The following is a 14459-nucleotide window of genomic DNA, read 5'->3' as shown; positions in this document are numbered from 1 at the left end:
TCCGGAAGCTCATTCTCGCCTCCTAGGATTTTGTTCCTTGTTATCGAACCGTTACCAGTTCGACAACTCCCAAGCTACGACGCTCACCTGTCTCCAACAAGCCGATTTGCGTGAAAATTCAGATATAGCCCAAGATTCTTGGTGAACATGGCAAAGCGTGCCGAATCGTCACTCTCCGGATACCGTGGAAGGAGAGCGCGACAGGCCGGTCCGGGCACCCGCAGCAGGCCCCGCAAGAGCCCGCCCGAGCACCGCTGACCAGCACCGTCGCCCCAGGTCAGGTCGCGCTGAGCGCCACCGTCGGATGCAGCCGGGAGGCCCGTACCGCCGGATAGAGGCCGGCGATGACCCCGATCACGAGAGTGGCACCCAGACCGCCGGCCAGGGACCAGGGCGGTACGACGGTGGTCCACCCCTGCGCCCGGGCGAAGCCGAAGGTGGCGGCGGCGCCGAGGGCCGCGCCCGCCAGCCCGCCGAGCGCCGACAACAACAGCGACTCGGTGAGGAATTGGATCCGGATCGAGCCGCGCGTCGCGCCCAGGGCACGGCGCAGCCCGATCTCCTGGCGGCGTTCCAGCACCGAGATCACCATGGTGTTGGCCACGCCCACCCCGCCGACGAGCAGCGCCACCGCGCCCAGGCCCAGCATCAGCGAGGTCAGCCCCTTGTCGGTGGCGGCCTTGGCGGCGAGGGCGTCGGAGGGCCGGGAGACCTTCACCGAATCCTCGTCGCTCGGGTTGACCGTACGGGCCAGGACCCCCTGGACCGCCTCCACCGAGGCGTCCGGCGAACGCTCGAAGATGACGCTCGGGTGGCCGCCGAAGCCCAAGTAGCGTTCGGCGGAGGGGTATCCGACCAGCGCCGTACGGTCCAGGGTCGGCACCAGCTCGATCGGCGCCAGGATTCCGGTGACGACGTACCAGCGGTCGTCCAGCAGGATCTTGCCGCCGGGCGCGCTGATCCCGAGGCGGTCGGCGGCCACCGAGCCCAGCACGACGGTGGGCAGTCGTTCACTGGCGCGGTTCAGCCAGCTGCCCTGATCGATACGGGCGTTGAGGCTGTCGAGCAGATCGGTACGGGCCGCCTGCACCGTGACACCCGCCGCCATCTCCTCCGGCACGGCATCGCTGCGTCGCACCCGGGCGTCGACGGTGCCGACGGAGGTGGCGTGCTGGACCGGGCCGATCCGCTCGACCATCGCCTCCGCGTTCTTGGGGAGTTTGGCGTCCTGGCCCATGGCGTCCTTGCCCGCCTCGGCGGTGAGCAGATTGGTGCCGAGCCGGTCCAGCCGGTTCATGAGGTCGGCTCGGCTGGAGGTGGACAGCCCGATGACCGCGACCATCGTCGCGATGCCGATCGCGATGCCGAGGGCGGACAGCACGACGCGGGTGCGGCGGCTGCGCAGGCCCTCGGCGCCGACCCGCAGCGCATCGGCCGGGGAGAGCCGGGCCGCCCGGAGTGCGGGGCCGCTCATCGGGTCACCTCCTCGGTGGGCTCCGGGAAGGAGCCGGGGGCGGCCGGAACCGCACCGGAGTCGTCGACGATCTCGCCGTCGCGGAAGCGGATCCGGCGGGGCAGCGAGTCGGCGATGTCGTTGTCGTGGGTGATGACACAGACGGTCGTCCCCGTTGCATGCAGTTCGCGGATGAGGTTCATGACCAGCTCGCCGGAGGCGGTGTCCAGCGCACCGGTCGGCTCGTCCGCGAGCAGCAGGTCGGGGCCGCCGACCAGCGCACGGGCAATGGCGACCCGCTGCTTCTCGCCGCCGGAGAGCTGGTGGGCGAGGTGGCCGGTGCGGTGCCCGAGCCCCACCTCTTCCAGGGCCGTACGGGCCCGGGCACGGCGCTCGCGCAGGCCCGTCCCGCCGTAGAGCAGGCCGTCGGCGACGTTGTCCTGGGCGCTGCGGCCGGGGGCGAGGTGGAAGTGCTGGAAGACGAAGCCGATGTGCCGGGCGCGCAGCGCGGAGAGCTGGGCGTCGGACAGCGTGCTGACGTCGTACCCGGCCACCCGGACCTCGCCCGAGGTAGCCCGGTCGAGGGTGCCGAGCAAGTTGAGCAGGGTGGATTTGCCGGAGCCGGACGGGCCGACGATGGCGGTCAGTTCGCCGCGCGCCACCCGGAGGTCCACGCCCCGCAGGGCGTGCACCCCGCCCGGGTACGACTTGGTGGCGCCCCGCAGTTCGATCACGGGTGGGGTCATTGCTCGGCCGCTCCGACCTTCATGCCCTCGGCCAGGCCGGTCCCGCTGACCTCGATCCGGCCGTCGGCCGTCAGCCCCGTCTCGACCGCCACCATGCGGGTCCTGGCCCCCTGGACCAGCTCCAGACCGTAGCCCCCCTCGCGCAGCGCGACGATCGCCTCGACCGGAACCGTCAGCACGTCCTTGCGGCTCTCACTGACGAACTTCACGCGGAGGGTGCCCTGCCGGTCCTTCTCGTGGACCTTGGTGCCGTCGTCGAGCGTGATCTCCACCTTGAGGGCGTCCCCGGACGAGCCACCGGAGTCGGCGGCCCCGGCCTCGCCGGACTCGGCTTCCTCGGGGGTCACCACGCCGCTGACCTTGCCGCGCTGGGTGGCTCCGCCGGGCATGGCGATCTCCACCTTGGTGCCCTTGGCGGCCAGCGCCCCGTCGGCCGCGTCGAGCTCGGCGCGGACGACCGGCTTGGTGGAGGCGATCGTCAGGACCTTGCTGTCCGGGCCGATGCGGTCGGCGAGGGCGGCGTCGGCGGACACCACCCGCACGGGGCCGCGCTGGAAGACGACGTCCCCCTGACCGATCTCACCGTCGGAGGTCACGTCGAGGGCCTTCTGCCACTGCTTGACGGCGGCCTTGGTCGCCTCGTCGAAGCGGACGTCCACATACAGCCCCGCCCCGAAGCCCAGGTCGCGGAGGTTGCGCTCCAGTTGGAGGACGTCCGGGCCGCGGGCGCCGGCCTTCATCGTGCGGAACATCGGTGTCGAGCCGTAGAGGAGGGTCACCGGCCGGGCGTCTCGCTCGTACAGGCGCTGCCCGAGCGAGACGGTCTTCCCCGACGTGGCGGCCTTGGTGACCGTGCCCTCCACGGGGGACTTCACCACCCGGCGCTGCGCGTAGTCCAGCCGCCCGTCGACGGTCTTGCTCTGGACCAGATCGGTGCGGGTGATCTCGGTGGTGGTGGGCGGCCCCTTCGGTCCCCGGCCGTCGGCCGAGGCGTCCTTGCCGGTGCCGGTCAGGAGCATGACCCCGGCGGTCGCCGCGGTCGCGGTCACCGCCGCCGCCAGGGCCACGAGCCCCCGGCGGCGCTTCGGTGCGGGGCTCACTGCATGCCGTCCAGGCCGTCGAGGAGCTTGTCCTTGCATGCCTGGCTGGCCTGCTTGTAGGTGGAGGAATCCGGCGAGACCTCGGGCGAGGTGGGGTTCGGGTCCCCGCCGGGGATGACATTGCCGTCCTGCAGCTGCGGGTTGGTGAACTTCGTGACGCCGTGGGCGCGCATGCACTTGGCGTGCGCGAGCATCGACTCATAGTCCTTCTGGGTGTCGCGGGACGGCTCCAGACTCATGGCCTTCCGCATCTCGGGCGCACAAGCGCCGCCCCGGCCGCCCTTGGCGACGTCGTCGTTGCCCGTCGCCTCCTGGAGTGCGTCGATCTTCGTCCAGTCGAGATAGCCGCTCAGCTTGGGATCGGGGTAGTCCTTGTTGATCTTCTTGCGCATGCACTGGACGAACTTCATCTGTGCGTCGTAGAACGCGCTCTTGCCCTTGGGCGCACCGCCCTGGGGCGAGTCGCCGCCCTTGGTCTGCTCGGTGGAGGGCGCCTTGCCGACGGAGGCGACCCCGTCGTCGGACGGCTCGGTGCCACCGCAGGCGGTGGTCAGGGCGAGTACGGGGACGGCGAGCAGCAGCGCGAGGCGTGCGGCACGGGGGCGGGGACGGGTCTTCTGCGTCATGCGGTCAATTTCCGGGCCGGAGTTGGTGGCTGCTCCATCGCCGCATGATGGGAACGTAACAATGCCGCCGGACCGCACTTCCGCCCTGTGGATAACTCCTGAGCTGCACAAGCCCTCGCCCATAATCGGCGTTATGCCGCACGTGCTGCTGATCGAGGACGACACCTCCGTACGCGACGGAATGGAGCTGGTGCTGCGCCGGCACGGCCATGCGGTCGATGCCGTCGGCACCGGCGAGGCGGGCCTGGAGCTGCTGTCCCGCCCGCGGGCCGGGGGCATCGAGATCGCGGTGGTCGACTTGATGCTGCCCGGCATCGACGGCTTCGAGGTCTGCCGCCGCATCCGCGGCCGGGGCCAGTTGCCGATCATCATGCTCACCTCCCGCGGCGACGATCTGGACGTGGTCAGCGGGCTGGAGGCGGGTGCCGACGACTATGTGGTCAAGCCGATCACCGGCCGGGTGCTGGAGGCCCGTATCCGGGCGGCGCTGCGCCGGGCCGGCCCGGCGGCCCGCACGGACACCGACGACTTCGCCGGGCTCGTCATCGACCGGTCCGGCCTGAGCGTCACCAAGCACGGCACCCCGGTCCCCCTTCCGCCCACGGAACTGCGGCTGCTGCTGGAGCTGTCGGCCTCCCCCGGCCGGGTCTTCAGCCGGGAGCAGCTCCTGACATCCGTCTGGGAGCACGACTTCCTGGGCGACTCCCGGCTGGTGGACGCGGCGGTCGGACGGCTGCGCGCCAAGCTGGAGGACCTCCCCGCCAAGCCGCGCTACATCCAGACGGTGCGCGGTTTCGGCTATCGCTTCGGGCCGGTGTGAGCGCGATGCGGACGAGGACGAGGAGCCGGGGGAAGCCGGCCGCGACGGCGGACGAGGGGTCCACCGCGCGCGTCCGTTCGCGGCTTCCGCGGCTCGACGGGCTCCGCGGCCGGCTCGTCATCACCGTCGTCGTGGTCGCCCTGATCAGCGCGGTGACGGCCACCGGGCTGGCGTACCGGGAATCGCGTGACGCGGTCCTCAAGCGGGCGCAGAGCGCCGCCGTCGAGGATTTCCGCAACCGCGTCGACCTGCTCGCGGCGGAGCTCGATGTCCCCACCGACCCCCGCACCATGGCCCGGTTCGCCACCGATGTCTCGTCCGGCCTGCGCGGTGCGCTGGTCGTCGCCCAGTACCGCGACTACACCGCCTCCTCCGACCCGTCCGCCGACCGCACCCGGATCACCCCCGAGCTGCGCACGGCCGTGCGCACCCAGTCCCGGATCTCGCTCCAGCGGGTGGAGCGCGGCGGGCAGCCCTGGCTGGTGCTCGGCGCCCCGGTCGGCCTGGACTCCGCGGGCCGGCACGGCAGCTCCGGCCGGCTGTCCGGGGTCGAGATATTCGCGGTGGTCTCCCTGGCGGAGGAGGCACGCGACACCGCCGATCTGGTGCGCAGTGTCCAACACGGCCTGCTGCCCGTGATGCTGCTGGCCGCCGTCCTGGCGCTGCTCGCGGCGCGTACGGTACTGCGGCCGGTGCGCAAACTGGCGCGGGCCACCCGCAGGCTGGCCGCCGGCGAGCTGAGCATCCGGGTCGAGGAGAAGGGCCGCGACGAACTGGCCGAGCTCGCCCACACCTTCAACGAAACGGCCGGTGCGCTGGAGCACTCCGTGGGCGAACTGCGCGCGCAGGAGGCCCTGGCCCGCCGTTTCGTCGCCGATGTCTCCCATGAGCTGCGCACCCCGCTGGCGGCCATGACCATGGTCTCCAGCGTCCTGGAGGAGGACGCCGACCAGCTCACCCCCGACACCGCGCACGCCGCCCGCACGGTCAGCGCGGAGACCGCCCGGCTGGCCCGGCTGGTCGACGACCTCATCGAGATATCCCGCTTCGACGCCCGCGCCGTGGCGCTCACGGTGCACGGGGTGGATGTGGCTGAGGCGGTGCGCGGCACGCTCGCGGCCCGCGGCTGGACCGACCGGGTCGAGGCCGATCTCCCGCCGGGCATCCGGGCCCGGCTCGACCGCCGCCGGCTCGATGTCATCATCGCCAACCTCGTCGGCAACGCCCTGCGGCACGGTGCCCCGCCGGTGTCCGTCACCGTACGGGCGGCGGGCGGCCATCTCACCCTCGCGGTCGCGGACCACGGCCCGGGGCTGGCCCCCGAGGTCGCCCCGCATGTCTTCGACCGCTTCTACAAGGCCGACAGCGCCCGTACCCGCTCCGAGGGCAGCGGGCTGGGGATGGCCATCGCCCTGGAGAACGCCCGGCTGCACGGCGGCACGATCGAGCTCATGCCCCCGGCGCCGGGCGTCGGCGCCGTCTTCGTCCTCCGCCTCCCCCACCGTATGGAATCCGCCTCATGACGCCTGCGCGCGCCGCCCGCATCTGCTGTCTGCTCGCCCTTGCCGCCACGGGCTGCGGCATCCGTCCCACCGGCGTCACGGACGGCGGCACCGCCCCTTCGGGGATCTCGCAGGGCATGCGGATCTACTTCGCCTCCGACCGCGGTCCGCGCGGGGTGCCCCGGCCCGAAGTGACGGTCGATCAACTCGACGATGTCTTCAAGCTGTTGGCCGGCGGACCGTCGCCGGCCGAGCGGGACGAGGGGCTGAGCAGCGTCCTCCCGGACGGCGAGTACCACGCCACCGCCCACCGGGGCCATGTCACCGTCACCGCCCCGCGCCTCGCCGTCACCTCCCCCCAGGACCAGGGCACCGGCCAGTTGGTCTGCACCCTCGCCCGGGCCGAGGTCCTCCTCCACGGCACCCGTCCGGACAAGGTCCAGGTGAGCATCGTCGGCGAGCAGGGCCGCGCCGGGCCGTACCAGTGCCAGCAGTTCCTGGGGCACTGAGCCCCGCCGAGCCAGGGGGTGTCTCTCCGGTCTCCGTGGGCACCTACCGCCTACGGCGTATCGGCCCGCACACCGCCGACGCCGCCGCCGGCGTCCAGGCGCGGGATGCGCCGCTGGGCGGCGAACGCGGCGGCGGGATAGCGGGGATCGGGCCGCAGGGCGTATTCGCGCAGACAGGCCTCGGTGAATTTGATGACGTGCTCGTCGCCGTGGTCGGCGGCGCGGGCGCCGAGTTCGCCCAGCGGTGGCAGCTCACCGAGCGACGACCGCCAGGCCGCCGTGCCCTCGTCGCGCCGGTCGGTGGTGAAGGCCAGCAGGAACGCCGTCTGTATTTGCCACAGCCGGTCCAGCGTCGGCTCGTACAGCTCGGGCGGCAGATGCGGGAGGACCAGGCGGACTGCGGCGGGCGCGGTGACGCCGTGGATCAGCGGGACCGGGTACACCTCCGGGTGGCCCAGGTAGACATCGGCGAACTGGGTCGTCATCTCGGACAGCATCCGGGCCGCCGGTTCCTGGGCGGGCCACTCCAGCGCGTCCTGGTAGCCGGGCAGTTCGGCGAGGGTGTCCAGACGGTGCCGGGCGGTGCCGGGTCCGAGCCCGCCGCCCTGCGGCACCCGGGGCAGCGCGGCGACGGCGGCCGGCAGGTCGTAGCGGCCGCGCAGCCGGGGCCGGCCGGGCAGCGCGGTGTAGCGGGCGGCCCAGTACGCCAGCCCGCGCGCGAGTTCGTTCAGCTGGAGCCGGGTGGGCTCGCCGCCGGCGGCGTACAGGCCCCGTACCGCGTGGGCGGTGCGGATCAGGCCGTGGGTCAGTCCGGCGAACAGGCCCGGGAGCAGGCGCGGCCACCACCGGACGAGGACCTCGCGCCAGTGCGCCCCGGCCAGTTCGCGGACGAAGAGCAGCTCCCAGTCCCCGGCGCGGGGGAAGTCCCCGAGGGCGGGGCGCCAGGAGGTCTCGTCCGCGGGGTCCAGGGCGAAGCGGGCGGCGGGCGGCTCATGGTGCTCCATGGCCCTTCGGTAGCGCCGGACCCAGGAGGCGACCGCGTCCGCCTGCCCCAGCAGGGCGAGCGCCTCGGCGGCCATCGGGCCGTGGTTGGCGAGATCGACTCCCTGTCCGCGCTCGTATCCGAGGTCGTCCATGCGCTCCAGCGCGTCATTGAGCGCCTCGTGGTAGCTGATCGACGGCATAAGGGCTCTACCTTTCGGATATCCCAACAGTTTGGAAACCCAAACCATCTAGGATGCGCAGTATGCCGCACACGCACGAGGCCGGGAAGGCGCCCCGGGTACCGACCCCCGACGAGGTCGAAATCGTCGGCCTGGTACCGCTGTTGGAGCCGTTCTTCCGTGGCGGGGTGGTGCGGGACCTGATGCCGGCGCCGCTGCGCGAGGCGATGGAGACGCACGGGCTGACCCCGCGCCACGGCGCCGTGCTCCCGCAGCTGCTGGCCGGGCAGCCGCTGACCGTCAGCGAGATCGCCCGGCGGCTCCATGTGTCGCTGCCCACCGCCAGTGAGCTGGTCGGCGGCCTGAGCCGGGCCGGAATCGTGGAGCGCGCCGAGGACCCGGCCAACCGCCGCCGGGTCCTGGTGTCCCTGGCCGCGGACTTCCGCCCGCCGCTGGAAACCTTCGTCGCCCGCCGGACCGAGCCGCTGCTGCGCGCCCTGGACGGGCTGTCGCCGGACGAACGGGCCGGGTTCCTGGCCGGCCTGACGGGCTGGGTCCGCGAGGTCCAGGGCGAGCGGTAGGCGTACGGGGCGAGCACGGGCGAGTCCGGCCGCCCTAGGAGGTGTCCGCCTGGCTCGTGCGCCCCCAGGCCCGCTCGTCCGGCTCAGGACCGCTTGGTCCGCATCAGGAACAGGCCCACCCCCGAGCCGATCACCACGACCCCGCTGCCGACGCTGACCAGCACCTGCTGGACCCCGTCGAAGGCGAAGCTGGTGGCGACGTTGAAGAGGAGGGCGAGCACGAGCACGCACCAGAGCAGGGCCTTCATGGGAGTTCTTCCTTCCGGAGGTCGCCCGCCGCAACGGGCCGCGGCGGTATCGCTACGCCCCAGACTGCTCGCCGCCGGCCGCCGGTTCGAGGGAGCCTCCTCCCGAATGCGGGGTGTAGCGCGCTACACCCCGGCCGGGGAGCGCACCCGCCCGCGCCCCGGGTGACGGTCCCTTAGCCTGAGCCCCATGGGGGAGACGATGCGGCGGGCGGGGCGGGCCACGGCTCAGCTGATGACGGCGGGCGGGCTGGCGCTGCTGTCGTATCTCTTCCTCGGGCTGGTGTTGTTCACCGCCGTGGTGACGGTCATCGTGGTCGGCGCGGGCGTGCTGCCCGAGACGGTGCTGCTGCTGCGCAGGATGGCCGGGTTCAAGCGGCGGCGGGTGGCGGCCTGGTCGGGTGTGCCGGTGCCGGAGGCGTATCTGCCGATCGACGGGCAGCTGTCCGTACGGGTGCGTACCGCGCTCGCGGACCCGGGCACCTACCGGGATCTGCGCTGGCTCGCCGCCCACTTCGGCTACGGCTGGCTGCTGGCGTATCTCGCGCTGCCGCTGTGGGCCGTCGGGCTGCTCGTCGACGGGGTGTGGTGCGGGCTGCTGGGGCGCCGGGCCGTCGTCCTGCCGCTGATCGGGCGCCTCGCCGACCTCGACGCGGCCTGGTCGCATGCGCTGCTGCGGCCGTCGCCGGACAGCGGGAACCGGGCCCGGCTCGCCGAGCGGGTCGAGGAGCTGACCGTGACCCGGGCCGGCGCCGTCGCCGCGCACGGCGCCGAACTGCGGCGTATCGAACGGGATCTGCACGACGGCACCCAGGCCCGGCTGGTGGCGCTCTCCATGCGGGTGGGGCTGGCCCGGCGGGCCTACGACAAGGACCCCGAGGCAGCCCGCACGCTGCTCGACGACGCGCAGAACCAGGCCGAGGAGGCCCTCACCGAGCTGCGTCAGGTGGTCCGCGGCATCCATCCGCCGATCCTCACCGACCGGGGCCTGGTGGGGGCGGTGCGGGCGCTCGCGGCGAGCAGCGGCCTGGAGGTGGCGGTGTGCGAGGACGGGCTGGCGGAGGGCCCGCGCGCACCGGCGGCGGTCGAGGCGGCCGCGTACTTCGTCGTCGCCGAGGCTCTGACCAACGCCGCCAAACACAGCGGCTCGGACCGGGCCCGGGTGGAACTCGCTCGCGGGCCCGGCCGGTTGACGCTGTCGGTACGTGACGAGGGGCGCGGCGGCGCGGAGACCGCCTCCCCGGGGGCCGCGGGCGGCAGTGGGCTGCTCGGCATCCGGCGCCGGGTCGCGGCGCTCGACGGGACCGTGAAGGTGACCAGCCCCGCCGGGGGCCCGACCGTGATCGATGTGGAGCTGCCGTGCGTGTGGTGATCGCCGAGGACAACGCCCTGCTCAGGGAGGGGCTGGTGCTGCTGCTGACCTCCGCAGGACATGAGGTGGCGGCAGTGGCGTCCAGTGGGCCCGAGGTGCTGCCCGCGCTTCTCGAACACCGTCCGGACGCCGCTGTGTTGGACGTCCGGATGCCGCCCGGCTTCCGCGACGAGGGGCTGCGGGCAGCGCTGGCGGCCCGCCGGGAGATCCCCGGGCTGCCGGTCCTCGTGCTGTCGCAGTACGTGGAGGAGGCGTACGCCGCGGAGCTGCTGGGCGGCGGCGCGAGCGGGGTCGGCTATCTGCTGAAGGACCGGGTGGGCCGGGTCGACGAGTTCCTGGACGCGCTGGAACGCGTCGCGGCGGGCGGCACCGCGCTGGACCCGGAAGTCGTCACGGAGCTGCTGACCCGGCGCCGGGACGATCCGCTCGACACGCTGACACCGCGCGAGCGCGAGGTGCTGCACCTGATGGCGGAGGGCCGGGACAACACCACGATCGCCCGGCTGCTGGTGGTGTCGGACCGGGCGGTCAGCAAACACATCGGCAATGTCTTCGCGAAGCTGGGCCTGCCGGCCGGCGACAGCGGCCATCGGCGGGTGCTGGCGGTGCTGGCGTATTTGAACGGGGGGTAGGGCGGGGGCGGGGCGGGCCGCGAAGATCCGTCCGGCCCGCGCACCGGCGTCCGGCCGCCCCCTCACCCGCCCGTAGCCCCGCTTCCCGGATACCGCCCCCGCAGCACCGCCCGCGCCGGCAGCAGTGTCCCCGCGCCGGTCGTCGCGGCCACCACGGCGACGAGCGCGACGGCCGGTGCGGGCGGCAGGTACGGCACCGTACGGGCCACCCCCAGGCCGAACGCCAGCAGCGGCACGACGGCCACCGCGGCTCCCACGGCCAGCCCGGTCAGTGCCAGGGCCGCCGCCTCCAGCCGCAGCATCCGCCGCAGGGTGCGCCGCCCCGCCCCCGCCAGCCGCAGCTCGGGGCGCCGGCCGAACGCGATCAGCGACAGGGTGCTGAGCACCGCGATCACCGTGAAGCCCCCGATCGCCGACACCGCGGCCACCGTGACCACTTCGGTGAGCGCTTGGTCCTCCGCCGCGACCCGTACCGGTGCGGGTGCGCTCTCCACCCGCGCGCCCGGCACCGCCGCCGCCAGCGCCGCCGCGACCGCCGTGCGGTCACCGCCCGGTGCGACCGTGACCAGCACCCGTGCGCCGGCCGGCCGCGACCGGTGCCGCAGCAGCTCGTCCCGGGAGAAGAGGAAGTCCCCCAGGGCCAGCGACCGTTCGTAGAGGGCGACGACCCGGAGCCGGGCCGGTGCCCCGTCGCCGAAGCGCAGTGTCACCGTCGCGCCGGGCCGCAGATCGAGCGAGCGCGCCCGGTCGGCACCGACCGCGACCGTGCCGGGCCGTAGTTCCCGTACGGTCCCCTCGCGCACCCCCGGGTCGAGGGTCCGCGTCAGCGCTTGCGGTGTGACGCCGAGGACCGGCAGCCGGTCGAGCCGGGGCTCGCCGGCCTCGCGCCGGGCCAGTACCACCGTGCCGGGCACCACGTCAGTCGCCGCCCGCACCCCCCGTATCCCGCGGATCCGTTCCAGGGCACCGGCAGGCAGCCCGCCGTCCGCCCGCACCGCGAGACCGGCCCGCAGCGCCTCGCGGGCCTGCGCCGCCCCCGCGTGGGTGAGGGTCGCCGCCGCCGAGAGCTGGACGCCGATGAACGCGGTGACCAGCACGACGGGTGTCAGCGCGGCTCCCGAACGGCGGGCCGCCGCACGGCAGTTGGCGGCGGCGAGATAACCGGCCGGACCGCAGTACCGCCGCAGCGGCGCCCCCAGCACCCGCATCGCCCCGTCCGCGATCCACGGCCCGAGCAGGGCACAGGCGCTCACCATCGTCACCGCCGCCGCCCCGGCCGCGGCCCCGGCGGCCGCCCCGCTCTGGAGGGCCGCGGTGCCCGCCGAGCTGACACCGGCGAACAGCAGCACCAGCCCGGTGACCTTGCGGGCGGTGCCCGGCGCCGCCTCACGCAGCGCCTCCGCCGGCCGCAGCTTCGCCGCCCCGGCCCCGGCGAGCACCGCCGCGAGCCGCGCCATCAGGACCGTCACCGCCGCGCTGACCAGCGGCGCGGCCCACACCCAGGGCGGCAGCGGGAGTTCGAGCCCGGCGGGCAGCGCACCGCGGGCGTCCAGCACCCCGCGCAGCGCGAGATACGCCGGGACCGCGCCCACGGCCCCCACCAGCGCCCCACCGACCGCGACCCGCCCCACCTCCTTCCCCACCGCCCCGCGCACCTGCCGCGGCGTCGCCCCGACCGCCCGCAACAGCCCCAGCTCACCGGCGCGTTGCCGCAGCGCCTGCACCACCGTCGACGACACCACCAGCAGGGCGGTCAGCACGACGGTGGCGGCCACCGAGCCGAGGAGCTCCAGGAGTCCCGCGCGGGCCGGTCCGGCGTCGAGGAACTCGGCGGCGCCGCGCCCGTTCCCGGTCAGTACGCGCAGGCCGGCCGGGTCCCCGTCGGCCCGTGGCCCGACGCTCCGGGCCCCCGCCGCGTCCAGTGCCGCCCGCACCCGGGCGGCCAGCACCTCCGTCGCCACACCGGGCCGGGCGAGCACCCCGACCGCGTCCAGGGAGCCCGGATGCCCGGCCAGGCGGCGGGCCTCGCCGTCCGTGAAGTAGACGGCGTTCCGCGGCCCGTCGGTGACACCGACGACCGTGTACGCCGTGTCGGCACCGCCCACCCGCAGCACCGTGCGCGCCCCGGCCCGGGCCGCGCCGCCCACCACCACCTCGTGCGCACGCCACGGCGCACGGCCGTCCCGTAGGGCACGGGGCGCCAGCCGCGCGGCCGTCCAGGGCCGTCCGACGGCGGCGTGCCCGGCCCGCCCCACCGGGAACACCGCGTCGGCGACGGCCGCCCGCACCCCGGGCACCGCCCGCACCACATCGAGGGCGGCCGCCGGAACGCGCACCCGCTCGGTGAGCCCGGCCTCGGTGGTCCGGGGACTGCTGCCCCACGGCGTGGCGGTGAAGCGGGTGTACTGGTCCCCGGCCACGACGAGCGGCGCCGCCGCGTAGCGCGCCACCCGCGGATGCCCGAGCCCGGCCGAGGCGAGGGCGAGCGTGAGGGCGCCGAGCAGCAGGGACGTGACGGCGAGCGCGGCGAAGACGGCGGCCCAGGCCCTGCGGTGCGTACGGGCGGCGCGAGCGGCGAGGAACGTAGTCAACCTCATGCGGCCCGGCCTCCGTCCGGCGTCTCGTGCCGCCCGTAGCCGTCTCGCTCGTGTTCCTCGTCCCGCCCGTAGCCCTCTTGCTCGTGTTCCTCGAACCGCCCGCATCCGTCCCGCCTGTGTTCCTCGTACCGGCCGCATCCGTCCCGCGCGTGTCCCTCGTCCGGCTCCGCGCCCGACCCGCGCCCCAAGTCCCGCATGATGCGGCTGACTTGTGCCGCGCCGGGGCGTGTCGCGCTCCCGACGACCCGGCCCCCGGCGAGGAAGACGGCCTCATCCGTCCAGGCCGCGGCGGCCGGGTCGTGCGTGACCATGACGACGGTGTGGCCGTCCCGGTCGACGGCCCGGCGCAGCAGGGTGAGCACGTCCTGTGCGGCGGCCGGATCGAGGGACCCCGTGGGCTCGTCGGCGAAGATGATGTCGGGCCGGGTGACCAGCGCGCGGGCGACCGCGACCCGCTGGCACTGCCCGCCGGACAGCTCCGCCGGCGCGGCCTCCCCCCGCTCCCCCAGCCCGACGTCCGTGAGCCCCTGCCGCACCCGCTCCGTCCCGGGGGTACCGCCGAGCAGCAGCGGCAGCGCGACGTTCTCCGCGACGCTCAGCGACGGCACGAGCTGATGGGCCTGGAACACGAAGCCCACGCGCTCGCGCCGCAGCCGGGTCAGCGCGGCCTCGGAGAGCGAGGACACCTTCGTACCGCCGATGCGCACCGTCCCCGCCGTCGGCCGGTCGAGCCCGGCGGCGCACTGCAACAGGGTCGACTTCCCCGAGCCGGACGGCCCCATGACCGCGAGGAACCGCCCCCGGGGCACCGTGAGATCGACGGGGTGCAGGGCGACCGCCCCGCGCCGGTACTCCCGGCCGACCCCCTCCAGGGTGAGCGCGTCGGACACCCCCTCCGCCCGCTCTGCGGTAACTGTCACCGCACCGCGCCGCCGCCGGAACATACGCACGCCCTCTCAGTGGGTCGGATGGATCACCGGGCCACTGACGACGCTAGAAACGGCGGCGCGCGCGGAGGAGAGAGCACGGTCCCGTCTTCGGGGTGGAGCGCACTCCACCACGGGCACTCCTGTCCGCGGCGTCAGACGGCAGGCGGCAGACGGCAGGCGCCAT

The 14459-nt window shown here is 74.3% G+C and carries 13 protein-coding genes and 1 pseudogene; 6 read left to right on the top strand and 8 right to left on the bottom strand.

All coding sequences use genetic code 11. From position 1 onward, the window contains the following. Nucleotides 1-277: 277 nt before the first annotated feature. The 4 genes from AC3EUV_RS07705 to AC3EUV_RS07690 are packed head-to-tail and all read right to left on the bottom strand — an operon-like array spanning nucleotide 278 to nucleotide 3925. Nucleotides 278-1474: an ABC transporter permease gene (locus AC3EUV_RS07705; RefSeq protein ID WP_432140382.1), complete on the bottom strand. Its 1197-nt coding sequence runs from the start codon at nucleotides 1472-1474 to the stop codon at nucleotides 278-280. Further along, complete coding sequence (locus AC3EUV_RS07700) at nucleotides 1471-2199, bottom strand: ABC transporter ATP-binding protein (protein ID WP_432140383.1); 729 nt, start codon at nucleotides 2197-2199, stop codon at nucleotides 1471-1473. Before AC3EUV_RS07700 ends, AC3EUV_RS07705 begins: the two co-directional genes overlap by 4 nt. Beyond that, complete coding sequence (locus AC3EUV_RS07695; protein ID WP_432140384.1) at nucleotides 2196-3299, bottom strand: peptidoglycan-binding protein; 1104 nt, start codon at nucleotides 3297-3299, stop codon at nucleotides 2196-2198. The genes AC3EUV_RS07700 and AC3EUV_RS07695 overlap by 4 nt, the downstream gene beginning before the upstream one ends. After that, nucleotides 3296-3925, bottom strand: a complete 630-nt coding sequence (locus tag AC3EUV_RS07690; RefSeq protein WP_435602493.1) for a hypothetical protein — start codon at nucleotides 3923-3925, stop codon at nucleotides 3296-3298. Before AC3EUV_RS07690 ends, AC3EUV_RS07695 begins: the two co-directional genes overlap by 4 nt. 133 nt (nucleotides 3926-4058) lie before the next feature. Between AC3EUV_RS07690 and AC3EUV_RS07685 the strand changes: the two genes are divergently transcribed. From AC3EUV_RS07685 to AC3EUV_RS07675, 3 genes are read left to right on the top strand one after another with little or no spacing between them, the layout of a single operon-like run. After that, nucleotides 4059-4745 carry a winged helix-turn-helix domain-containing protein gene (locus AC3EUV_RS07685; RefSeq protein ID WP_435602492.1) on the top strand — a complete coding sequence of 229 codons (687 nt, stop codon included), beginning with the start codon at nucleotides 4059-4061 and terminating at the stop codon, nucleotides 4743-4745. Nucleotides 4746-4750: 5 nt separating this feature from the next. Then, nucleotides 4751-6268 (top strand): ATP-binding protein, encoded by a 1518-nt coding sequence (locus AC3EUV_RS07680; protein ID WP_432140387.1) that lies wholly within the window; start codon nucleotides 4751-4753, stop codon nucleotides 6266-6268. Then, on the top strand, nucleotides 6265-6756 hold the full coding sequence (locus AC3EUV_RS07675) for a GerMN domain-containing protein (protein WP_435602491.1): 492 nt from the start codon (nucleotides 6265-6267) through the stop codon (nucleotides 6754-6756). Before AC3EUV_RS07680 ends, AC3EUV_RS07675 begins: the two co-directional genes overlap by 4 nt. Nucleotides 6757-6806: 50 nt before the next feature. Here the strand turns inward: AC3EUV_RS07675 and AC3EUV_RS07670 are convergent, their stop codons facing one another. Further along, complete coding sequence (locus AC3EUV_RS07670) at nucleotides 6807-7940, bottom strand: questin oxidase family protein (protein WP_432140389.1); 1134 nt, start codon at nucleotides 7938-7940, stop codon at nucleotides 6807-6809. Between the two features lie 62 nt (nucleotides 7941-8002). On the opposite strand from AC3EUV_RS07670, the gene AC3EUV_RS07665 reads away from it, so the two are divergent. Beyond that, nucleotides 8003-8500, top strand: a complete 498-nt coding sequence (locus AC3EUV_RS07665; protein ID WP_432140390.1) for a MarR family winged helix-turn-helix transcriptional regulator — start codon at nucleotides 8003-8005, stop codon at nucleotides 8498-8500. An 83-nt stretch (nucleotides 8501-8583) separates the two neighbouring features. On the opposite strand, the gene AC3EUV_RS07660 is transcribed toward AC3EUV_RS07665, so the two are convergent. After that, entirely contained in the window at nucleotides 8584-8748 is a 165-nt protein-coding gene (locus AC3EUV_RS07660) for a hypothetical protein (protein ID WP_387245404.1), read from the bottom strand. A 187-nt stretch (nucleotides 8749-8935) separates the two neighbouring features. On the opposite strand from AC3EUV_RS07660, the gene AC3EUV_RS07655 reads away from it, so the two are divergent. Together AC3EUV_RS07655 and AC3EUV_RS07650 are read left to right on the top strand one after the other, a co-directional pair. Next, nucleotides 8936-10117: a sensor histidine kinase gene (locus AC3EUV_RS07655; RefSeq protein ID WP_432140391.1), complete on the top strand. Its 1182-nt coding sequence runs from the start codon at nucleotides 8936-8938 to the stop codon at nucleotides 10115-10117. Continuing rightward, nucleotides 10105-10749, top strand: a complete 645-nt coding sequence (locus AC3EUV_RS07650; protein ID WP_432140392.1) for a response regulator — start codon at nucleotides 10105-10107, stop codon at nucleotides 10747-10749. Before AC3EUV_RS07655 ends, AC3EUV_RS07650 begins: the two co-directional genes overlap by 13 nt. A gap of 62 nt (nucleotides 10750-10811) precedes the next feature. On the opposite strand, the gene AC3EUV_RS07645 is transcribed toward AC3EUV_RS07650, so the two are convergent. Then, on the bottom strand, nucleotides 10812-13346 hold the full coding sequence (locus tag AC3EUV_RS07645; RefSeq protein ID WP_432140393.1) for an ABC transporter permease: 2535 nt from the start codon (nucleotides 13344-13346) through the stop codon (nucleotides 10812-10814). 182 nt (nucleotides 13347-13528) lie between these two features. Beyond that, nucleotides 13529-14290 (bottom strand): annotated as a pseudogene (locus tag AC3EUV_RS07640) (ABC transporter ATP-binding protein); the annotation flags it as partial. Nucleotides 14291-14459 lie beyond the last annotated feature (169 nt).

The sequence above is a fragment of the Streptomyces sp. bgisy130 genome (assembly GCF_057708345.1).
The sequence above is the reverse complement of the archived record's forward strand: the minus strand, read 5'-3'. Positions and strand labels throughout refer to the sequence as shown.

Excerpts from the sequence above, each read along its gene's own strand:
- AC3EUV_RS07690 (WP_435602493.1), bottom strand. The coding sequence starts at position 3,925 with ATGACGCAGAAGACCCGTCCCCGCCCCCGTGCCGCACGCCTCGCGCTG.
- AC3EUV_RS07705 (WP_432140382.1), bottom strand. The coding sequence starts at position 1,474 with ATGAGCGGCCCCGCACTCCGGGCGGCCCGGCTCTCCCCGGCCGATGCG.
- AC3EUV_RS07660 (WP_387245404.1), bottom strand. The coding sequence starts at position 8,748 with ATGAAGGCCCTGCTCTGGTGCGTGCTCGTGCTCGCCCTCCTCTTCAAC.
- AC3EUV_RS07685 (WP_435602492.1), top strand. The coding sequence starts at position 4,059 with ATGCCGCACGTGCTGCTGATCGAGGACGACACCTCCGTACGCGACGGA.
- AC3EUV_RS07675 (WP_435602491.1), top strand. The coding sequence starts at position 6,265 with ATGACGCCTGCGCGCGCCGCCCGCATCTGCTGTCTGCTCGCCCTTGCC.
- AC3EUV_RS07670 (WP_432140389.1), bottom strand. The coding sequence starts at position 7,940 with ATGCCGTCGATCAGCTACCACGAGGCGCTCAATGACGCGCTGGAGCGC.
- AC3EUV_RS07700 (WP_432140383.1), bottom strand. The coding sequence starts at position 2,199 with ATGACCCCACCCGTGATCGAACTGCGGGGCGCCACCAAGTCGTACCCG.
- AC3EUV_RS07665 (WP_432140390.1), top strand. The coding sequence starts at position 8,003 with ATGCCGCACACGCACGAGGCCGGGAAGGCGCCCCGGGTACCGACCCCC.
- AC3EUV_RS07655 (WP_432140391.1), top strand. The coding sequence starts at position 8,936 with ATGGGGGAGACGATGCGGCGGGCGGGGCGGGCCACGGCTCAGCTGATG.
- AC3EUV_RS07680 (WP_432140387.1), top strand. The coding sequence starts at position 4,751 with ATGCGGACGAGGACGAGGAGCCGGGGGAAGCCGGCCGCGACGGCGGAC.
- AC3EUV_RS07645 (WP_432140393.1), bottom strand. The coding sequence starts at position 13,346 with ATGAGGTTGACTACGTTCCTCGCCGCTCGCGCCGCCCGTACGCACCGC.